At 46.9% G+C, this 21637-nt stretch carries 21 protein-coding genes; 10 read left to right on the forward strand and 11 right to left on the reverse strand.

Annotation, left to right across the window (positions count from 1 at the left end):
• Positions 1 to 306 precede the first annotated feature (306 nt).
• Both ACFS25_RS08970 and ACFS25_RS08975 read left to right on the forward strand, forming a co-directional pair.
• Positions 307 to 699, forward strand: coding sequence for a DUF983 domain-containing protein (locus ACFS25_RS08970; protein WP_381498891.1), 393 nt, complete (start codon positions 307 to 309; stop codon positions 697 to 699).
• 65 nt (positions 700 to 764) lie between these two features.
• On the forward strand, positions 765 to 1670 hold the full coding sequence (locus tag ACFS25_RS08975; RefSeq protein ID WP_381498895.1) for a carbon-nitrogen hydrolase family protein: 906 nt from the start codon (positions 765 to 767) through the stop codon (positions 1668 to 1670).
• Here the strand turns inward: ACFS25_RS08975 and ACFS25_RS08980 are convergent.
• The 8 genes from ACFS25_RS08980 to msrA form a co-directional block, all read right to left on the reverse strand.
• Positions 1651 to 2166 (reverse strand): O-acetyl-ADP-ribose deacetylase, encoded by a 516-nt coding sequence (locus ACFS25_RS08980; protein ID WP_381498898.1) that lies wholly within the window; start codon positions 2164 to 2166, stop codon positions 1651 to 1653. The genes ACFS25_RS08975 and ACFS25_RS08980 overlap by 20 nt on opposite strands.
• Positions 2167 to 2237: 71 nt before the next feature.
• Positions 2238 to 3878, reverse strand: a complete 1641-nt coding sequence (locus ACFS25_RS08985; RefSeq protein WP_381498901.1) for a S8 family serine peptidase — start codon at positions 3876 to 3878, stop codon at positions 2238 to 2240.
• A complete protein-coding gene (locus tag ACFS25_RS08990) occupies positions 3865 to 4563 on the reverse strand; it encodes a hypothetical protein (protein WP_381498903.1) in 699 nt (232 codons plus the stop codon). The genes ACFS25_RS08985 and ACFS25_RS08990 overlap by 14 nt, the downstream gene beginning before the upstream one ends.
• 91 nt (positions 4564 to 4654) lie before the next feature.
• A complete protein-coding gene (locus ACFS25_RS08995; RefSeq protein WP_381498906.1) occupies positions 4655 to 5158 on the reverse strand; it encodes a hypothetical protein in 504 nt (167 codons plus the stop codon).
• A gap of 149 nt (positions 5159 to 5307) precedes the next feature.
• On the reverse strand, positions 5308 to 6354 hold the full coding sequence (locus ACFS25_RS09000; protein ID WP_381498908.1) for a hypothetical protein: 1047 nt from the start codon (positions 6352 to 6354) through the stop codon (positions 5308 to 5310).
• 98 nt (positions 6355 to 6452) lie between these two features.
• The gene (locus ACFS25_RS09005) at positions 6453 to 7466 is read right to left on the reverse strand and encodes a hypothetical protein (RefSeq protein ID WP_381498911.1); all 1014 of its coding nucleotides are present in this window, start codon (positions 7464 to 7466) and stop codon (positions 6453 to 6455) included.
• Between the two features lie 117 nt (positions 7467 to 7583).
• Positions 7584 to 8300, reverse strand: a complete 717-nt coding sequence (locus ACFS25_RS09010) for a hypothetical protein (protein ID WP_381498913.1) — start codon at positions 8298 to 8300, stop codon at positions 7584 to 7586.
• Between the two features lie 197 nt (positions 8301 to 8497).
• Positions 8498 to 9151, reverse strand: coding sequence for a peptide-methionine (S)-S-oxide reductase MsrA (gene msrA, locus ACFS25_RS09015; RefSeq protein ID WP_381498916.1), 654 nt, complete (start codon positions 9149 to 9151; stop codon positions 8498 to 8500).
• A gap of 238 nt (positions 9152 to 9389) precedes the next feature.
• Between msrA and ACFS25_RS09020 the strand changes: the two genes are divergently transcribed.
• The 7 genes from ACFS25_RS09020 (at position 9390) to bioB (ending at position 17468) form a co-directional block, all read left to right on the forward strand.
• On the forward strand, positions 9390 to 10130 hold the full coding sequence (locus ACFS25_RS09020) for a tRNA1(Val) (adenine(37)-N6)-methyltransferase (RefSeq protein ID WP_381498919.1): 741 nt from the start codon (positions 9390 to 9392) through the stop codon (positions 10128 to 10130).
• 83 nt (positions 10131 to 10213) lie between these two features.
• Complete coding sequence (locus tag ACFS25_RS09025; RefSeq protein WP_381498922.1) at positions 10214 to 11209, forward strand: glycosyltransferase family 2 protein; 996 nt, start codon at positions 10214 to 10216, stop codon at positions 11207 to 11209.
• A 45-nt stretch (positions 11210 to 11254) separates the two neighbouring features.
• Entirely contained in the window at positions 11255 to 11857 is a 603-nt protein-coding gene (locus ACFS25_RS09030) for an inorganic pyrophosphatase (protein ID WP_381498924.1), read from the forward strand.
• A gap of 119 nt (positions 11858 to 11976) precedes the next feature.
• Positions 11977 to 13746, forward strand: coding sequence for a signal peptide peptidase SppA (sppA, locus tag ACFS25_RS09035; protein WP_381498927.1), 1770 nt, complete (start codon positions 11977 to 11979; stop codon positions 13744 to 13746).
• Positions 13747 to 13833: 87 nt separating this feature from the next.
• Positions 13834 to 15057, forward strand: coding sequence for a helix-turn-helix domain-containing protein (locus ACFS25_RS09040; protein WP_381498932.1), 1224 nt, complete (start codon positions 13834 to 13836; stop codon positions 15055 to 15057).
• Between the two features lie 80 nt (positions 15058 to 15137).
• Positions 15138 to 16346, forward strand: coding sequence for an acyltransferase family protein (locus ACFS25_RS09045; protein ID WP_381498935.1), 1209 nt, complete (start codon positions 15138 to 15140; stop codon positions 16344 to 16346).
• 114 nt (positions 16347 to 16460) lie between these two features.
• Positions 16461 to 17468: a biotin synthase BioB gene (bioB, locus tag ACFS25_RS09050; RefSeq protein WP_381498938.1), complete on the forward strand. Its 1008-nt coding sequence runs from the start codon at positions 16461 to 16463 to the stop codon at positions 17466 to 17468.
• Positions 17469 to 17563: 95 nt separating this feature from the next.
• Here bioB and ACFS25_RS09055 read toward each other — a convergent pair whose 3' ends face one another.
• Positions 17564 to 18337: a hypothetical protein gene (locus ACFS25_RS09055; RefSeq protein WP_381498941.1), complete on the reverse strand. Its 774-nt coding sequence runs from the start codon at positions 18335 to 18337 to the stop codon at positions 17564 to 17566.
• 75 nt (positions 18338 to 18412) lie between these two features.
• Positions 18413 to 19819 carry an OmpA family protein gene (locus ACFS25_RS09060; protein ID WP_381498944.1) on the reverse strand — a complete coding sequence of 469 codons (1407 nt, stop codon included), beginning with the start codon at positions 19817 to 19819 and terminating at the stop codon, positions 18413 to 18415.
• 116 nt (positions 19820 to 19935) lie between these two features.
• Between ACFS25_RS09060 and ACFS25_RS09065 the strand changes: the two genes are divergently transcribed.
• On the forward strand, positions 19936 to 20721 hold the full coding sequence (locus ACFS25_RS09065; RefSeq protein WP_381498947.1) for a UDP-2,3-diacylglucosamine diphosphatase: 786 nt from the start codon (positions 19936 to 19938) through the stop codon (positions 20719 to 20721).
• A gap of 27 nt (positions 20722 to 20748) precedes the next feature.
• Here ACFS25_RS09065 and ACFS25_RS09070 read toward each other — a convergent pair whose 3' ends face one another.
• Positions 20749 to 21477 (reverse strand): carboxypeptidase-like regulatory domain-containing protein, encoded by a 729-nt coding sequence (locus ACFS25_RS09070; protein WP_381498950.1) that lies wholly within the window; start codon positions 21475 to 21477, stop codon positions 20749 to 20751.
• Positions 21478 to 21637 lie beyond the last annotated feature (160 nt).

The following is a 21637-nucleotide window of genomic DNA, read 5'->3' on the forward strand; positions in this document are numbered from 1 at the left end:
AATTGCTGAAGCCTCTAAGAACAACTACGAACTGACGCAGAAAGCCGCATTGGGTTCTGATTTAGTCGTATTTATTTTCAGTATGCTGACCAGCGTTGATCAGTTGCGCTAGTTTGTGCCGGGTTATATGGTTTCATTTCCGAATCTTAAAATCACTTACGAATACGCCACTATCGTTGATTTGTACCATACATCACTTTGTTTGTCTTTTCAATCAGAATCTATACTACCTATTTTTGTAGCGTAAAAGCTTTCTGATTTACAGAGACTAATTGGAAGCGTTACGGTATAATTAATCCTACAGCCATGTCAACCAATAGTCGTTTACACAGCATTCTATTCAATAAATGTCCTCGTTGTCAACAAGGCGATTTCTTCGTTACCAATAGCGCATTTAGCCGGAATTTCGATAAAATGCATGAACACTGCCCTCATTGTGGTGAAAACTTCATGCCCGAACCCGGTTTTTACTGGGCTTCTATGTTCGTTAGCTATGCGTTTTATACGATTTATTCATTAATTACCTTTGCCATTGTGGTAAAATGGTTGGCTATTGATTTGGACTATTTCTTAGTCGGATTAGTACCTACCTTGATTCTATTAACTCCATACTTCTTTCGACTGGCTCGCCGAACCTGGCTGTCTATTTTTATCTCGCCTAGACCAAACAGGGTTCATTTGCCAGAAGGAGGCATATAAAAAGCCGGAAAATAGGACTAATTTGACGCGATAACGTTTTAAAACGTACGTGAACTGAGCAAGCTATGAAGGTTAAAGTGGGGGTGGTTCAGGCAACGCCGGTGTTTTTCGACATCAACAAAACCATTGATAAAATTGATGCGATAGTTGTTGATTGTGCCAAAAAAGGTTGCCAATTCCTGCTTTTCCCGGAATCGTTTATTCCGGGCTATCCACGAAAATTCACGTTTGGGGCCTCCATCGGTTTACGAACAGATGCCGGGCGCGATCTCTACAAAACGTATTGGCAAAATAGTCTCCAAATTCCTGGTCCTGAGTTAAGCCGACTGGAACAAATTGCCCGTGAAAATGGCGTATATCTGGCTATCGGTGTAACCGAACGGGACGCGTTGAATGGTAGTCTGTATTGTACCTTGGTCTACATATCACCAACGGATGGCTATATGGGGAAGCATCAGAAAATTAAGCCAACGGGCGTTGAACGATTAGTTTGGGCAGAAGGTACGGGAAAGGATTCCCTGCGAACATTTGATACGGCTATCGGTCGAATTGGTGGGTTAATTTGTTGGGAAAATTACATGCCGCTGGCCCGCATGCGAATTTATCAACAGGCGCCCCAACTCTATCTGGCCCCAACCGCTGATGCCCGACCCAGCTGGCCCGCGACGCTGCAACACATTGCCTGTGAGGGCCGTTGCTATGTGTTGGGCTGTAATCAGTTTTTTACGCGAAGTGATTATCCAGAAGCCTATCAGCAATTTTTGGAAGATGACGAAACCATATTGAGTCGGGGTGGTAGTGCTATTGTTTCTCCACAGGGTGAGTTTATTGCGGGGCCTTTGTGGGATGAAGAAGGCGTTCTTATTGCTGATTTAGATTTAGATGAGGTTCTGAAAAGTAAACTCGACTTCGATGTGATTGGTCATTATAGCCGGCCAGATTTATTCGTTTTCAATGCGGGTGCTGTTTAATTTTCTGCTCGTAGAGCGCAAGATTCTCCGCGTCGAAACACACAAAAATAATTTCCTGAATGGATGTTGACTCTGCTAAAAAACGGGTAACGGCAGCAATGGCTATATCAGCCGCTTTGTCTTTTGGGTAGCCATAAATGCCGGTACTAATGTTGGGGAACGCAATACTCGTCAATGTATTCTCTGCTGCAATTTCTAATGACCGACGATAGCAACTTGCCAGTAGATCCGGCTCGCGGTGATTGCCGCCCCGCCAGACTGGTCCAACAGCATGAATAACATGCTTGGCAAGCAGTCGATATCCTTTTGTAATCTTGGCATCGCCTGTTTGACAGCCACGCAACAGTCGGCATTCGGCCAGTAGTTCCGGTCCGGCTGCACGGTGAATGGCTCCATCAACGCCCCCGCCACCAAGTAAGCTTGTGTTGGCTGCGTTTACAATCGCATCAACTGATTGCTTCGTAATGTCTCCCAGAATAACCCGAATTGTTGCCATTTGCCGTAGTTAGTCGTTGTCAATCATTAACGAGAATGGGTATTCACCAATCACTAACTACTAACCCCTAGCTACAGTTTTACCAACTTCACCGTTCGTTTTTTGTCACCCGATACGAGTGTCATAAAGTATAAACCTGCCGATAAATTCAGATTGGGTAACGTGAATGCGCTCAACCCCGCCGATGTATACCGGCTCTGCCACACAATACGCCCGGCAGCATTTATCAGCGTTGCGTCAAGTGGTACATTCGCTTCGATTTCGCCCCACTGAACGCCAAGTGGTTCGGCATCGCTGAATGGATTCGGAAAGATCAGTAGCTGGCCGAAGGAATCTGCAAGAACCGATGCCCGCTCAAAATTTGGAATGCCGTAGCCCAGTTGATCATCTGGATTGCCAAATTGACTACCCGACCGACGTAGTGCTTCGGTAACCTGTGCAGCTGTTAAGCGGGGGTGAGCCTGCCAGAATCCAGCCGACAGGCCAGCCACCAACGGCGTGGCAAATGAAGTGCCACTTCCCGAAACAACCTGCCCGCCCGGACTACCCACGATGGTTCCCTGTCCACGGGCCGCTAAATCGGGTTTCACACGCCCATCTGCCGAGGGGCCGAATGAACTGAACGAGGCTTGTTGCCCGGTTTGTGTAACAGCTCCTATGGCCAGAACAGATGCGGCATCGGAAGGGGCCGACAGATAATGCCAGGCACTACTACCCTCATTACCAGCTGCCACAACGACAACCATGCCTGTTTCGGTAGCAATCTGAGCGGCTCGGCTGCACAGAGCGGTTTTGCCGTCCATACTTTGATAAGTATAGTTGGTAGACGCATCATCGAACTGGGTATATCCCAATGAGGAACTGATTACGTCCACACCCGCACTGTCAGCATACTCGGCCCCAAAAAGCCAGTTTGCTTCTTCTATTTGTTTTTCGCTGCCTGCATCTTCGGTGCGAAGCAGAATAAACGACGCTTTGTAAGCAGTTCCATAGAGTTGTTTGTCGGCTGTAGCGGCTATGGCTGACAAGCACGAAAGTCCGTGTGAATCATCTTCATAAACGCTCGTTTCTTTTTTGACAAAATCATACGTTGCCAATACCCGTTTTTCATCGAAGAGCGGTTTTAGAAAGCCAACTTTATCGGCGTTTAAGAATCCCGCATCCAGTACCCCAATGAGCATTCCCTCACCATTATACCCTTGCTGGTGCATTTTATCGACGCCAATCTGGGCAATCTGACTCTGCGAAGTGCCATAGTCTAAAGGTACATCGCTCACACTACCCGAATTTTTAACGATTTTGGCTGATGTAATCTGGGTTTCGGCACTTAATCGAGTAGTAGACAACGACCGGCCAAATTCCAACCCTTTTACAAACGGAAGCGCCTGTACAGCCATTATAGTAACATCTGTAGCTTCAACCAGTACGGCATTCAGCCAGCGCGACGAAAACCATATCTTAGCCCCTGCTTGCTGGAGTTGCGTTACATAAACCGGATTAACGGGCAGGTCGCGTTCTAAAATACTGATATTCTGCTTTTGCCGACGCAAAATAGACCGTTGCGACAGAAACTGCTCCGGTTGGCTAATTCTATAGGGCGTATTTGTTTTTTCGCGCAGCAGAACCAGATACTTACGCGTTGTCTGGCCGAAACCGTTCAACTGGCAGAATAGCAGCAGTAGTAGGAGCGAACCTGCTTTATTCCTTTCCATACGTCTGAATATTATACACCTGTCTAATGCCATAATCAATTTGGTTCTTCCCAATACAGGATGGGGTAGCCGTGCAGAATTGCAGATAAGTACGCTCTCTATGAATTAGCCCAATCTGCCGGGCATAGACATCGATATGTTTGTCCTGCAAAACAAGTGTAGAATCATCCTGCGCGGCAACCGTCACTGTTTCGTTGAATTGTTTATCCAATACGCGATAAGGCTGGCCGACGTTGCGTGCCTGATAATCGTTCTGATCGAACGCGTTGTGTCGGTTACCGTTCCAGCTTAGTTCGTTGCTGATTGGGAACAATAAGCTGACAAAATCCTGACCATTTTCGGTGCGAATGGCTTCATTATTTACCAACCGGGCCGACCAAACCGAATCGGCTTGCCAGGGCTGACTGGTAGTCGAGCGACGATAGCGAATGAGTCGATAAGCGGTTTGCCCTGTTACGTCGGCGTAGGTCGATCCTATAACTTCTTTGAGTTGGTAGGTTCGCTGGACTGGTCCGGCATTAAGCGTGTACTTGTTTTCCTGCACATCGTAGATGACATACCGACCAGTTTCCAGTGGAAAATACGCATAGTCTGCTATGAGGGGCTCATCTTCTGCTGAACGGCATCCCGAGAGAATACGTACGGCAAACAGAACCAACAAAAGCCTGCAAAAATGAAACGACATACCGTAACAGAAAAAGAATTTCCGAATATACGTAGTCAGCCAGTGTTGGGCAAGCGGTGGGAGAGGAGCCCGTAGGGATAAGCGTCTTTAGTCAAAAAATCCGATTCCAGGCGAAACGGATGATGATAAGTAGGGCCACAAAACCCACAACGATGTAGGAAAAGGGTACATAAGTGATCGCGTAAATATGCAGGCGGTCAATGAACCACAAAATACCCATCACAGCCGCAATTAGCGTCAGGAAGCTCGACAATTTACCGAATCCCGGAATATATGTGAACGGCATTTTGCGCCGGATAAGCATCAGAGTGCCTACCATTGTCAGAATGGGTAGGACTTGTATTGCAATGTTCATATCCCAGATACTTTGTCGCTCGAACAGAAACAGATAAATATTCAGCGTAACGGCAAAAATGCCTGGAATGCAAACGAAATAGACAAGCACAGCATATACGTATCGCCATTTCCAGATTTCATCCGCTGTTTCGCCCGACCATAGACTAACTAAAAAAGCTCCCGTCGGCATGGCCGTCAGGAGCAGAAATAGTAATATTGGTTGGCCCGATACAGCCTCAAATACGTCGCGAAGAGTCATAAGAGGTTGGTGGGAGGTGGCAAAAGAGAAGAGAGAGTAAGAAGGCTATTGTCTGCCTTACTTTATTTTCCCCCTTAGAAACAGGCTGAAGGATGTCTCTTATTCAGTCAAAAACTACCCCTTCTAGAAGGGGTAGTTTTTGATAATTTTTACTTCAACGTTAATAGATAGCCAATCGTAAAGTTGGCATCCCAGTCGAAAACGAACTGGTTGCAGCCAGTTGCTTCAGCAATGGATTTGTAAATATTCAGCCCTGCTTTCGATTTAGCATTTTCAAGTTTGTAAGCCGAAGGGGCATCAAGTACGGTGTAGCGTTCTTTATCTTTTCGAACTGACTTGGCCAGTTCAAACGGTACTCCGCCAATAATAAAGCAGGTTTTGCGGTGGTCTGTCGGTATTTGTTTCGCCTTCGCTTTTACTTCGGTCGCAACTGTTTCGTCGCTGGTACCGTTCTCAAAATATTTTGCCCCATAGGTTTCCAGTGCCCTTGTCGAGCCACCTGATTGCCATGAAATCTTGGTATTGCCTGAGCCAATATCTGTTACAAATGAGTTGTCCGCGTAGTCGGCGGGAAGCACTGACCGTAGGCCCAACGCACCTTCCTGCTCCGGCGTGACTGTGTTGACAAAATAATTAAGCGACTTAAGTGCTTTGATGATTTTCTGTGTGCCCTCTGCTTTGAGAGCACCTGAACTAACGACGAAATGAATATTTCGCCCGCCAACACCATAGTCAAGCATTTTGCCAATGTAACTCTTCAAGCCCGTCCGAATATCATTGTCACTTGCCATGTTCTCCATGACCAGACTATTGCCGAATTCCGCTTTTTCGAGTTTCCAGTGTTTTTGGTCATCAATCTTGACAATGAATGAATTAAAACCACTAGCGCCTAACTCAACGACGCCCTTAAGTTGGCCGTTCTGAGGCTCAGGAGCCGTATAGCTGAAGGCTGGCCGAGGCTGGTCGCTGGCAGTATTGTTAGACGAACCGCCATCCGAAGCACTTGACTCTTCTACTGCCCCTTCCGCCGTTTTATCGTCGGCACGGGGCAACGTTTGCGACTCGCTATATTCTTTGTCTTTTGGCGCAAGCTTGCGCAGGGCTTCGTTACCACCGAAATAACGGAATGCAAAGAAGGCAGCGGCTAGAACTAGGGCCGTAATAAGCAGCCGACCGGCTACGGTTAAACGTTGCATAGGAATGTGATTTTGATTGATTTAGTAATTAAATTTCGACTGACCATGTTTTGCACGATTGACTTACTCCAGTATGCAAAACCTAATCAGTCGCTTGTTTAGTCCAGCAAATTCTTATACCCCGCATCTTTTTGTGGGTTCGGACCAAGATTAACTGGCTGGGCAGGAGCATCTAACTGGACCATCTTAAACTCACCCTTGTTGTAAGCCTCAAGCAGAGCGTCGCCCTTGTCAGATAATACACCATTCTGAATGTCTACGCCATTGATGAAATCCATCGAAAGGTCCATTGCCCGCTTCATTTCGCCGAGTTTCATGCTCATGTCGTCCTGAATATACTCCATCGACTGATCAAAATAGAACTTCTTATCCGGATCACCTTTGAAGATGCTAACCGCCGTTTTGAGGGCGTTAGAACTATCTTTAACGATCTGATACTCTGTCTCTTTCAGACGAACTTTAATCTCAGTTTCTTTGATAATATAGTCTGCGCTCTGGTTAACCTTTTCCATGAAAGCCAGCACGTTTTTCATGTTCCGTTGGAGCGGGAGCAACTTTTCGTTCATTTCCTGTAGACCGGCGCCTTCAATGGTTGCCAACTGAGCGGTTTCGCGCATACCCGGTTTATCGCTCAATGAATTAGCCTTGTTGGCTTCGGCGAACTTCTGCTTGATCGTATCGTTATTTTCGTTGATTTTTTTGTTCAGCTTAACCTGCTGCCCAGCCAGAATATTAATTTGTCCCTGCATTTTCTCCCGTTTTTCTTTCAAATCCTGAATGTAGATCTTCATGATAGCGATTGGATTCAGTTGAATGACCGTACCCGTAAGGCTCCGCATCAACGACTTGAACAGGAAGAATACAGCCGTGCGGACATCACGGCTGGTAAACAGGAAAATCAATACACCAAGCGCACCTAATAACAGGGCTAATTCGAGAATATTGGACGTGGCCCGAATCAGAAACTCAACAATTCGGTTAAAGTAAACTAAGCCCAGACCCGCCACGCCAGCCAGCGTAATCATGCCCAGAACACCTTCGGGACGGCTCCAGAACGAACGTTTTTCCGCGTCCGCACTGCCACCAAGTTGAGAAAAATCAGGAGTTGCCATTTGTTGGAGTTTTCGAGTTGTGGTTTACTGTTTATAGTTTTCGGTGGTCTGTCATTACGCTAAGCTTATGTACAAACGATCATGTATAAGTTTAGCGTAAACCCAATACTATAAACCTTACGTCAAATATTGCGACATCTTTGCGATGTCACCTTTAATCTGGTCAGTAAAATGCGCGAAGGTTGATTCGTAATTTTGCCGATTCTGCGTAATTTTCGCGCTTTGGTCCGTAATTTCACCAGTAATAGCCGTCAGCCGGTTTGTATTGGCGTCAATCTGTTTCTGAATTTCCACCAGCTGTTTCGCCAGCGCATCGTTTTCGGTTTGTAAGCGTTTTTGTTCGTTTTGTAAACCACCTACCCGCTCGGTCAGAGCCGTTTCAACACTCTTGCCGAATCCGTCGCGGTCTTTATTCAGGGCTGCAATATACCCATTTGCCGTATTGGTCAACACTGTAGCGTCGCTAACGCCCCCCAATGCCTTAAAACTTGCCCAGGCGGCCTGGAACTGCTTGTCTTCAGGCAGGCCGAGGTTACTCAGGCTTCGCAGCGTTTCGCGAAACTCGAAATAGTCGGGGCCGGGCGGGTTGTTTTGCGCTAACACATTGGCGAAGTGCTCGGCGAACTTCGCATCTACCGTTCCTGTAGAACTGGTATTAGAGTTAGGTAGTGATGTCGGAACGCTGTTCGGCGAACCCGTACCGGGTGTTGTAGCCGGAGGTCGGGGTGTGACCGGGACCGATGGTGCTACTGGTGTGCCGCTGGCGGTATCTGTTCCCTCTTTGACGAAGAAACTCAGGATTCTACTACCAAGTGATTTTTCAGGTTCTGGCATAATTGTCTGTTCGGGGCCACCCGTGTGGTAAAAGACTAAGCAATGTTACGAGGTTCCAGCCAATCCAGCAATATCAGTTTTGGCCGAACGGTCACGGGGCTTGATAAATTGCCACAGGGCGGGCCGAATGTTAGCGAAGGTTTCGTGTATCTGGGGTGTACTAGTGGTAGCAGGGTTGAGAGCCGGTCACCACTACTCTACTGCGTCAATTTGCCTTCCATCTGTTCTCTGAATTTTTCCACCTTAGGTTCTGAAACAAGATGAATATATAGATTATATGGGTTATGGCGATAGTAATCCTGATGATAGACTTCGGCGGGGTAAAAGACATCAAAGGGCACCACCTGCGTTACCACTTGCCCCTGATGATGCCCAGAGGTAGTTTCGCGCTGGATGGCCGCTTCAATACGGGCTTTCTCATTGGGTGTTCGGTAGAAAATCACCGAGCGATAATGTTTACCTATATCGGGGCCTTGTCGGTTTAGCTGGGTTGCGTCATGACCAGCAAAAAACGCATCTAATAATACGTCGTAGGAAAGTACCGTTGGGTTGTAATAAATCTGTACGGCTTCAGCATGTCCCGTCTGGTCGGTGCCAACTTGCTCATAAGTCGGATAGGCAAGGTCACCACCGGCATAACCGGAAACTGTTTTTCGAACGCCTTTCAGCAACTTCATTTCTTCTTGAACAGCCCAGAAACAGCCGCCCGCAACCGTAGCTACCGCTTCGCCGGGAAGTACAGCCGGAAGTTTAGCCGGATTAATGTCGATAACCGTAGACGTTTTCTCGGCTGATCGTTGATGACAACCACTCAGAAAAAGAAGAGCACAAAAAATAATACGACTAAACAATAGATGCTAGGCGAGCTGGTTTTAAACAGACAGCTTACAGGGTAAATTTAACGAAAACCTTGTTGTGCGTCATGTCACACTCATTTTTAACCTTTACTCAGACTATTTGTTCGTATCAACCAAGCGGACCTCTACTTTAATATACGCTAGTTCGCCTGATATACCCGTTAAATAATCATCTATTTGGGCTGCACTGCCTTTATCAGGTAAGAACCACTTCGACGTTTCATTCACTATCATGTTTCGTTTCAAGCAATTCACCATTCAGCAAGACCGTACGGCTATGAAGGTTTGTACGGATGCCTGCGTGTTGGGTGCATCTGCCGACGTAGCAGACTGCGGTGTTCCCGGCACGGCAGATCGGGTGTCCCGCATCCTTGACATTGGCACCGGAACGGGTTTACTTGCACTCATGGCCGCCCAACGTAACTTGACGGCACAGGTTGATGCCATTGAAGTAGATGATGCCGCTTTTGTACAGGCTAAGGAGAATGTAGCCGCCAGTCCGTTTGCTGGTCGGGTACGGGTGGTACACAGGCGCGTACAGGATTTTTACTGCGATATTCGCTACGACCGAATTATGACCAATCCACCCTTCTACACAAATCATCTTCGTTCGCCTGATGCGGCTGTGAGCCGCGCGTTGCATACCGACGAACTGCCTTTTTCGGAATTGGTCGAGGCCGTTGCCCGATTAATGCAACCGGATGGGCAGTGGTGGGTCTTATTGCCGCCTTACGAAGCTGGCAAACTGGCTGAATTGGCGAAGAAAGTAGGTTTGCGTCCATTTAAGCGACTTTCGATGCGTCACCATGCTCAAAAGGCGGTCTTTCGGGTTATAACGGGTTTTGCGTTTGAGAAAAGTTGCATACCGGATGAAACGCTGGATATTTACGAATTTGATGAAGAAACCCGGTCTGGAGGGACATATACGGTAGAATTTCGGGCTCTACTCCGTGATTTTTACCTAATATTCTGATTCTCTTTACGACCTTTACACCGGAGAATTGTTGATGAGCCAACTATGTTAGTAATAGTATAGAGCACATCGTCCATCAATACATGACTGAATTGCTTCAACTAACCGTTCTGATTCCGCTCTACAACGAAGATGAGTCGCTGCCTGAACTGCACGACTGGATTGTGCAGGTCGTGACAGAACATCACTTTACGTATGAGATCCTGTTTGTTGACGACGGCAGTACCGATGATTCGTGGACTGTTATCGAGCATCTGGCAGGTCGTAACCCAAATGTGCGGGGTATTCGGTTCAACCGCAACTACGGTAAAACCGCAGCGCTGCAAACCGGCTTTCAGGCTCTTCGGGGGCAGGTTGTGATTACAATGGACGCCGATTTGCAGGATAGCCCTGACGAAATACCCGACCTGTATCGCATGATTACGGCGGAAAAATATGATCTTGTATCAGGCTGGAAACAAAAACGCTATGACCCGGTTACTAAAACACTCCCGACGAAACTTTTTAACGCTGTTTCGCGCTGGATTTCGGGTGTACAACTTCACGATTTTAACTGTGGCCTTAAAGCCTATCAGCAAAAAGTTGTGAAAACTATTGCCCCCTCACTGTATGGCGATATGCACCGAAACTTGCCCATTGTAGCGAACTGGGACGGTTTTACACGTATTGGCGAAAAAGTTGTTCAGCACCGTGCCCGAAAATATGGTACGACCAAGTTTGGGCTTGAGCGTTTTGTAAACGGTTTTTTAGACGTGCTGGTTATTGCTTTTGTACACCGGTTCAGCAAACGGCCGATGCACTTTTTCGGCACCTTCGGAACACTGTCGTTTTTTGTTGGTTCGGTGCTTGCTATTTGGCTTATCATTGAGAAGCTTATCAATATTGCGCAAGGCGTTAAGTTTCGAAATGTGACTGATAACCCCCTGTTTTTTTTCGGATTGGTCGCTATTATTCTGGGCGTTCAGTTGTTTCTTGCCGGATTTTTAGGCGAAATGCTTGTTCGGCAAAGCCTGAACCGGTCCACCGAACAGTTGGTTGCCGAAAAAGTAGGTTTTTTAGAACAAAAAGTGTCGGCGTAGTCGGCTTTTATTTATCAATAGATCCATAATTTTAGTAGAAAACTAATGAAGAGTAATTTTAAAGCCCACCCATGGCATGGCATCCCAATAGGCGAGTTAGCTCCCAAACAAGTTACCGTCTTTATTGAGATTGTACCGACTGATACCGTTAAGTACGAGATCGATAAGGCGACAGGCTACCTCAAAATTGACCGGCCACAGCAGTACTCCAACGTGCTCCCCGCGTTGTATGGCTTTATCCCGCAAACGTTTTGTGGCGAACAGATTGCTCGTCTGGCAAGTGAAAAATCGGGTAGAATCGTTGAACACGGTGATGGTGATCCACTCGATGTTTGTGTGCTGACCGAGCGCGAGATTACCCATGGCGACCTTATTTTACAAGCTATTCCTATCGGTGGTTTCCGGATGATCGATAAGGGAGAGGCCGACGATAAGATTATTGCCGTTCTAAAAGGTGATGCCATGTATGGTCAATATACCGAACTTGGCCAACTGCCCGAAGCAGTGGTGAAACGGCTACGACACTATTTTATGACGTATAAAAACCTGCCCGATGAACCCGCTGTAATGGAACTGGCTAATATCTACGGTCAGGCTGAAGCTTGGGAAGTTATTCAAACCTCAGTGTCTGATTATAAGCTGATGTAAGGTTTGCGCCACTCGTCCGCTATTTTCTTGCACTTAACACTTTTATAGCCTGGAAACTTACATCCAGGCTATATTTGTGTATAGCCCGCTAAACAAAGGCTTTTTATTCATTCGTATTCATGCGACAGTTTCTTAAGTACGTACTGGCCACTATTGTTGGCTTGCTGTTGTTTTCATTTATTGGTTTTCTACTCCTGATTGGATTAGGAAATGCGTTGTCCTCGTCTGACAAAAAGACAACGGTTAAAGAAAATACGGTTTTAAAAATAGAATTAGACAAACCTATTGAAGAGCGGAGTGTCGATAACCCGTTTAATGGGTTTGGGCCAGTGAGCGGCTCAGGCGATGCTATTGGCTTGATTGAGCTGAAGAAAACCCTGAAAGAGGCTAAAGACGATGATAATATCAAGGGAATTTATTTGCAAACCGAAAGTCCGATGGCAGGCTGGGCTTCACTTGAAGAAGTTCGTGATGCCTTAATTGATTTTAAAAAGTCGAAAAAATTTGTGTACGCTTACGCCGAAAGGATGACCGAAAAAGGGTATTACATCGCATCGGTGGCCGACAAAATTTACATAAATCCAGCTGGCGATTTAGAGTGGAACGGCCTTGCTGCCGAACTGTCGTTCTTTAAAGGAACACTCGATAAATTAGGGATCAAGCCGGAAATTTTCAAAGTAGGTGATTTTAAAAGTGCGGTTGAACCTTTTATCCGCGAGAATATGAGCGACCCCAATCGGTTGCAGGTGAACTCGTTCCTGAACTCAGTGAACGACCACATGCTGGTTCGGGTAGCGCAAAGTCGGGGTCTTCGCGTTGATTCGCTTAAATACTACGCTGATAACTTGACTATCCAGAAGCCCGAAGATGCCCTCCGTACCAAACTCATTACGAACGTAGGCTATCAGGACGAACTGGAAAGCGTGATTCGCAAGCAATTAGGCCTTGATGAAAAAAAGAAAATCAACTACGTTTCGTTGAGTAAATACGAAAGCTCGGAGAAGACGAATGACGATACCGACGGTAGTGGTAAAAACCGAGTTGCTGTCATTATTGCCTCTGGCGACATTCATTCGGGCAAAAGCGGTGATAACAGCATTGGATCCGAAACGATTGTAGAAGAACTTCGCAAGGCTCGTTTAGACGATAAGGTAAAAGCAATCGTGCTGCGCGTCAACTCGGGTGGTGGTAGTGCGCTAGCGTCGGATGTGATGTACCGCGAGGTTCAACTGGCCCGTAAAGTCAAACCTGTAATCGGGTCCATGTCCGATTATGCAGCTTCGGGCGGCTATTATATGCTCATGGGTTGCGATAAGATTGTGGCTCAACCAAATACTATTACGGGTTCCATCGGCGTGTTTTCATTGCTGTTTAACACCGAGAGTTTCTTTAAGGACAAGCTTGGTGTAACCTACGACCGTGTAAAGACGAACACTAATGCTGACTTCCCGGCTGTAACGCACGAAATGACACCATTCCAGAAGCAAACGATGCAACGGGCAACAGAGCGGATTTATGCTCAATTCACGAGCAAGGCCGCTGCCGGACGTAAGTTGCCAGTTGATAGCCTACGCGCAATTGCCGGTGGACGAGTTTGGACTGGTTCGCAGGGTAAAGCCATCGGTTTGGTTGACCAACTTGGCGGTTTAGACGATGCTATTAAATTGGCAGCTCAGTCGGCTAAGTTGAAAGACGGCGACTATCAGTTGAGATACCAGCCCCGCAAAAAAGAGTTTTTTGAACAACTAATGCTCTCGTTTGCGGGCGATGAGGAGGCTAAAATTCAGGCGCAGCTGGGCGAGCTAGCTCCGTATGTAAAGTACATGAAAAAACTCAAAACGATGGAAGGCATCCAAATGCGGATGCCATTTGACGTCGAGATTCGATAATTAGTTTGGTTTACGTAGTTCAGACCTATACGATTTTTAAAGTCGTATAGGTCTTTTTTTTACCTTGCATTAAGTAACGTTGTTCTGATGCAGACCCTTCCAATCCATCTTGATTTATTCGCTCTCATTATTTTTCTGGGCGTAGCACAGGGCATTTTTCTGGGTGTTTTCTTCTTGACCGGATCACGGGGGCGGAGTGTGGCAAGTCGCTGCCTGGGTTGTCTTATGCTGGCAGTGTCGGCTGTTATTGGGGAAATGTTTCTCTGCTATAGCAACTACATGTTTCGGGTACTAGCCATCGTTGATTTTTCGGAGCCACTCAATTTTTTGATGGCTCCGCTGTTTTTCTTATTTGTTTTTGCCCGAATCAGAGGCCGATTGCCTAAGGGGTGGGGATGGCATTTTCTGCCTGCTGCTCTCTGGGCTATTAACGCTATCTCCTGGCTCTATCAACCTGTAGAAGTTAAATACAACAATTACCTTAACGCTTATCACCCTGAACTTCCGTTTATTTCCGAACCTCCGAGTTATTTATCTGAAGATTTTTTTGGTCTTCGAGACTACATCAATGAATTAACGATACTGAGTTGCCTGCTATATAATGTGGCTGCGTTAGTAATCATTTATCGGGCTTATCGTCAGGCAGGACAAAGGTTTTGGCAGAATTCGCCGGTGCGCCTGGCGCAATTACGTAACCAAAGTTTACTGTTCCTTGTATTGCCCATATTGATCGTTATCATCAAGCCGCAGTTTTACCAGGATCTGGGCGACTATCTGCTGGCCTGCTACCTGACCCTGACCATTTATATTACGAGTATACGAGTCATGACTGGCTCAATCTATTTTGCCGATGAGATAAAAATTCCGCCAGTCTTGTCGGCAATAGGTACGGAGTCAAAAAAGAAATATGAAAAATCGGCGTTGTCGGAAGAGGTAGAGGACGCGGTTCTTGGCAAACTCACTCGTTTACTCGAAGCCGAGAGACCTTACCTTGACAGTGCCCTGTCGTTACCTAAATTAGCCTCTCTACTGGATACCAGCCCGCATCATTTATCGCAACTGCTCAATGATCGACTTGGGCAAACGTTCTTCGATTGGCTGGCAACATATCGAATTGCCGAGGCCCAACGACTCCTTGACGACCCCACAACTTCATATCTCAAAATAGACGAGATTGCCGAGCGGGTTGGCTATAATTCACCGTCAGCCTTTCATACGGCGTTCAAACGGTTGACAAGCCAAACTCCGGCACAATACCGGCAAAAAATTGGGCCAACTGGTTCACATTCGACTTCGTCCCGGTCGGCATGAACTTCGTACGTATCGGGAGATAGGTCATAAAGGGCCGTAGACATGGAGATTTGAGCCATCAACCAATTTTCGTTCTGCTCATGTTTTCTGCTGACCAACCGCTATCCAATCTTTCTCAGATAGAAAGAAATACGCTGCCTACCACTAGTCCCGCTCGTCGCTATGACCTCGACTGGCTCCGCGTTATTGCCATTCTCACGTTGCTCTTTTACCATACCGGCATGATTTACGTGTCGTGGGGCTGGCATATTAAAAGTGCCGAACATAGCCAGCCGATGGAAGACGTTATGCGCTGGCTGCACCGCTGGCGGATGCCACTATTATTTTTCATTTCTGGGGCAGGCACCTATTTCGCGTTAAAAAGACGCTCATTCGGTTCCTACGCTGGTGAGCGCGTTCGCCGGTTATTTGTACCGTTGGTGTTTGGCATGTTCGTTATTGTACCGCCCCAAATTTACATTGAGTGGCTGTTTCGAGGTCGTTTTGCGGGGAGTTATGCCGATTTCTATCCCGAAGTATTCAAATTTCATATCTATCACGACGGTGGCACGGGTGGGGCGTTTAGCTGGCATCATCTGTGGTTCATTTGCTATTTGTTTTTCTATTCGGTGTTGAGTATTCCGGTATTTATGTGGTTGAAAAGCGATAGTGGCCAACGATTTATAGATCGTATCGGACGACTAATTGCCCGACCTTGTGGGGCGCTGTGGTTAGTTGGTCTCTTGCTACTCAACGATGTTGTACTAGGCGGATTCTTTCCGAATGAAACCCACGCCTTAGTAGACGATTGGGCTTACTTCATGAAAAATCTGCTGCTATTCTGGCTGGGCTATATTCTGATCAGCCGGCGCGATTTCTGGCAAACTATCACCGATCAGCGTCGTTATTTTCTGGTGGCTACGATTATCTGTACGGTTATTTTGTACAGTGCCAGAGCGTTTGTCGGCGATGATGTCATTGATAAATCTAAATTGCTAACCACTCTTTACAGTTTCAATAGTATCGGTCTGACATGGTTTTCGGTGCTGGCGACGATTGGGTATGGTTACCGCTACCTAAATGTCAATCGACCAGTTCTGCAGCATCTCAACGAAGCAGTTTATCCATTCTATATTCTTCATCAGACGGTTATTATACTTATTGGGTATTATGTTTTGACGCAAACCAGCCTGGGCGTTTACAGTGGTTTTTTAGTCGTAAGCTTTTCATCACTACTTACTTGTGTAGCTATTTACCTGGTCTTGATTCGCCCGTTCAAGGTGACACGTATACTGTTTGGGTTGAAATGATTGTTGGTTTATGACGTTTGATTTACGATTTTTGATCACTCATTACTCTTAAGCTAATGCGTTCCGTAACTCCGCAATTTGTTCTGGGGTTCATAATCAAAAAATTGTATATCCATGCGTACCGATTGGACTCGTGCTGAAATCGCCGAAATCTATAATTCGCCCGTTCTGGACCTGATGTATCGGGCCGCCACTGTTCACCGTCAGCACCACGATCCGCAGGAGGTGCAGGTCTGTACACTGCTGTCAGTCAAAACGGGCGGCTGCCCCGAAGACTGTGCCTACTGTCCGCAGGCGGCTCGCTATCACACTGCCGTGAAAGTGCATAAACTCATGGAAGTGGATGAGGTAATAACGGCTGCGCAACGCGCCAAAGATACCGGCAGTACGCGCTTTTGCATGGGGGCTGCCTGGCGTGAAGTACGCGACAACCGTGATTTTGATAAGGTCCTGGAGATGGTACAGGGTGTTAATGAAATGGGCCTGGAAGTCTGCTGTACCCTCGGTATGTTAACGGAAAGTCAGGCGCAGAAACTCAAAGATGCCGGCTTGTACGCCTACAACCATAACCTCGACACCAGTGAAGAATTTTATGGTGATATCATCAGCACACGAACGTATGATGACCGCTTAGACACCCTCGGACATGCACGCAAAGCTGGTATTTCGGTTTGTTCGGGCGGAATTATCGGTATGGGTGAGTCTGATCTGGATCGGATTGGAATGCTGCATACGCTGGCCACACTGCCTCAGCATCCCGAATCTGTGCCGGTAAATGCACTGGTACCCGTAGAGGGCACGCCCCTGGAAGATCAACCACGGGTATCGGTATGGGAAATGATTCGGATGATTGCCACCGCCCGTATTATCATGCCGAAAGCGATGGTTCGTCTCTCGGCTGGACGCGTTAGGATGAATATCGAAGAACAGGCATTGTGTTTTTTAGCAGGTGCTAACTCCATTTTTGCGGGCGACAAACTCCTAACCACGCCCAATCCCGACGAAAACGCCGACCAGCAACTGTTCCAGACGCTCAATATCCGTCCCCGCAAAGCTTTCAAAGATGCGGCTCAGCCCGGTCAGGGAAGGCCTGCTATTGTGTTCGAGCAGATCCCATTATAGGGAGTCAATCATTTGCACCTGAGTACAGAAGAGCAAAAAAGGGGTGGCGGAGATTATTCTCCGCCACCCCTTTTTTGCTAAACACTTTGAGTCGATTACAACCGGCGGGTATATTCGTTTTCCGATATCCGATCAATTAACACCTCAACTAGACTCTGAGCGCGTTCTTTTCGTACTTCGGATTTATCCTTTGTCTCTACGGTCACATTGATAACGTGATTATTGTAGAGAACATGCATCGCACCCGTTGTTGCATCCCATACAGCCTTGTCACCTACATTTGATACGGCCTCATAGTGCCCCATGCTAACTGCACGCTTGGTAAGAGGAGGGGTGGCAGCCGTTATACCACCATGTTGTGGTTGGTCGTCATCCGTCGTGTGGTGTTCTGGTGCATCAGGCGTTGCGTTAGCTGCCGACTCCGCATTGGTGCCTGCTGTTTCAGGACCACTAATGGTTGAATCACGGGCCGCTTCCTCAACAGGCTTAGTCATAACGTTGGCTGGTTTTGCCTGATACATCTTGTCGAACATATATTCGGCAAGGTAGATAGATGAATAGGGCTTCGAACCGCCGAACGAAACGAGTATTTTGTTACCCGCCCATGCGAACTCACAGCCGTTATGTTCGTGAACTTCTTCCAATTCTGTCGTTTCGCCCAAATTGAATGTACTGCGGACGTATTCTTCCCCCAAAATGTTGCAGGGCTCGTCGTAATTGAAATCGACGGTGAGCGCAGTAACACCAGTAGGTCTTTTAGCCACAATAGGGCTGGCGTCAACTTGGTTAGCGGGGTCGGAGGTAGAACTGGGGCTACTGCAGGCTAAACACAATACGGGGAAAGCCAGTATCAGTGATTTGATTTTCATGGGATGATTTGAGAAAAGCCAAAATTAGCGTTTTCTTAAATACCAGATTAGTTGTTGAGATGTTTTTGTTATATCTCACAATTTAATAAACTCAACGCGCCGATTATTGGCTTTGCCTTCGACCGTTGTATTTAACCCGGCTGGCTGCGACTCGCCCTTGCCATCGGTCTCCATCCGGCTGATATCAATCCCAAATGTACTGGCGAGGGCGTCTTTCACGGCAGCTGCCCGTTTCTTGGAGAGTGACATGTTCAAGGCATCATCGCCGTCGGAGTCAGTGTGACCAATGATACGAACCTTCACGTCGGCGTTTTCAGTCAACACACCGGCAATGTCTTTCATAGCCCCATACGATTCGGGCTTGATTTTGTCCGAATTTGTATCAAACAGAATGCCATGCGTAACAAACTTTCCTTCTGTAATGAGTTTGTTACGCGTATCAGGGGCACCCACGGCCAGTCGAAAATTACTGACGTAATAACGGTCATCATTGTTGTGCATATCCGCCATTGACAGCACCACACCGTTATAGACAATGTCCTGTTGAAAAGCTCTGGGAATATCCCATACTTTTGTTTCATCAACGTATACCCGAAGTCGTTGTTTCTGCCGCCACATAGATACCTTCACCATGTTGCGGGTCGCATTAAAGAAGGCATGTTGATCGGTTTCGTTTTTTAGTTCTTCTGTGCCTTTCGAATACGTAATAAATTCGGTTATGCCAGCGTCGCCATTACCGGCGTTTCGTGGGTGTAGCCCAACCCGAACGCCCTCAGTTGGACTAGGAAAACGTCCCCATTTAGTGAAGTCTTTGGCTGGATTGGCCATTGCGACAAGGTTTATCCACATGTAGGATGAATAGTAACTGAACGTTTCGTTGCAGGCCAGATCAAACTGAAGCGTAAAGTTATCAGGCAGGCTTTTGATAAATTCGGGCAGGTATTCGCCTTTCTTATTTAGCATTAGCCAATGGCCGGTTTTCCCATCGATGGTAACCATTTCGCCCGAACCCGTTGAATTCCATTTATCGGGAAAGTCACCGATGGCATCCTGCATGAAGTCTTCAACCGCTATAACTTTCTCACCCGGTACAAAGTCAAATTTACTATACGATTTCAGCGTGGCTGGGGCTTTGGAGCCACCCTCGACATTATCTGTGTTGGTAACTGTACCGTTGCTGCCCCCAGCTCGGTTGGCGGGTGTACCACCGTCAGAAGTAGGATTACTGTTTGTTGTGGGGTTCGAGTTGTCCGTTTGATTACTCGTAGGGGCTGGTTTGTTCTTGTCTTTTTTCTTGAAAATGCCCATTACGCCTTCCTCAACCTTATCTAACCCTTTGTTGATACCCTGGTCAATTTTGCTATTGGTGCGGTATTCAACGTTGCGCTCAACAACGTTACCGGGGTTACTGACTCGTACCTGAGCCTGAATGGCTGAGGCCATAAATCCAATGAGCAAAAGACTAATGCAGCATGTCTTCATAATGAATGGTCAGTAAAATAGACTATCAACAAAGATGCTTTTTTTGCTGACATCCGTCGAAGTTCACTGAGCGAACGGTAATCGTTGCGTAGTTTTACGTCTGAATTACCGTATTCATGTCTGATATCGAAACCATTTCCCTTGCCGCCGGTCGTAACGTTTACTTCGCTTCTGATTTTCACCTGGGCACACCTTCTTTTGAGCAGAGCCACGAACGAGAGAGAGCTATTGTTGCCTGGCTCGATGCGATCCGGTCCGATGCCGATGTGATTTTCTTGGTTGGCGATGTGTTCGATTTTTGGTTCGAGTATAAGCGTAGTATTCCTAAAGGATTTATTCGATTACAGGGCAAACTAGCTGAACTCACCGATACCGGAACGCGCATTGTACTCTTTACGGGTAACCACGATATGTGGATGAACGACTATTTTACGCAGGAAATGGGAATTCCGGTATATCGTAATCCACGGCAGTATGATATTGGCGGCAAACGCTTCCTCATCGGACACGGTGATGGACTCGGTCCTGGTGATTTCGTATACAAACGACTTAAAACGGTCTTTGAAAGCCGCTTTACCCAGCAATTATTTCGCTGGTTGCACCCCGATGTAGGCATTGGATTAGCTCAAGCCTGGTCGCGCCGAAGCCGTATAAATAATCAGGGAAAGGGGGAAGAACATTTTTTAGGCGAAGACCGCGAATGGCTCATGCAGTACTGCCGCGAAGTAGAAGTCCAAATGCATCACGACTATTACATATTCGGCCATCGTCATTTAACGCTTGACCTTGCCGTTTCGCCTACCAGTCGCTACGTTAACCTCGGCGAATGGGTATCAGCCAAAACATACGCTGTATTTGATGGGACAGATCTACGACTCAAAACCTGGTCTATCAATTCGTAGAGTGGAAAGAAGCTGTCCAGATTTACATTAATTACCTTCCTGTAGAATGTCTTTTCGGGATACGTTTTCGCGGGGAGCTTTATTGAGTTCACTGCGCCATTCTTTATTTTTCAGATCACCGCGCTTAACGGAGCGAATAAAGTTGGCCCAGGCAAATGGGTTTGTAAAGGCAAAGGTGGGCGTTGCACTACGACCAACAATTGACTCGCGTCCAAAAAACTGCTGATTTATAAAGTTCTGGTGGTTAGCCAATGCTCCCATTGGCATAGTAGCCGCCTGACGCATAAGAGCTTCCGGACTTAGATTCTTTGCTAAGTTCTCGCGTTCTTTTTCGTCGGGAAGTTTCAGATTGACGAAGGCTTCTTTAAACAGCTCCTCCGTTGCATACGGGTAAACCTTTACCTCCGCCAGCGTTTTTACGTCTTCCTGCAAAGCCACCACTGCTGAGTATGTTAGGTCAGTTAACCGGCGCGGAATGATATGATATTGTGTTCTAAAGCCGACGTAGCTAAAAATAATACTATCTCCCGGAAATACGGGCAAGGCAAAATAACCGTTCGGTGCGGACAGAACGCCTTTCCCTGCTTTAGGGATGTAGATATAAGCACCGGGCAGGGCATCATTAGATTTACCGCCGGTGATAAAGCCCGTGAACGTTATCTGCTGGTCTTGACCCTGCGCCTGCACGGTCGAAAAGAGTCCCGCCAGAGCAGATAACACCAGAATAAAGACCAATAACGTCGATGACTTCTTCATAGACAAACTAACCATACTACAAAGTAAACGAGGAAAAGGCAAGATATGGTTTCTATTACCCGATTTTTACGAAAGTTTATGAAGGAATGGCTTCAAATTTGCCTATAGTGGCTAAAAGTGAATTTTATTCAAGGTCAATTAAACTGGAAAAGTCCCAGAG

It is taken from the genome of Spirosoma flavum (genome assembly GCF_042686045.1).
GTDB classification, from domain to species: domain Bacteria; phylum Bacteroidota; class Bacteroidia; order Cytophagales; family Spirosomataceae; genus Spirosoma; species Spirosoma flavum.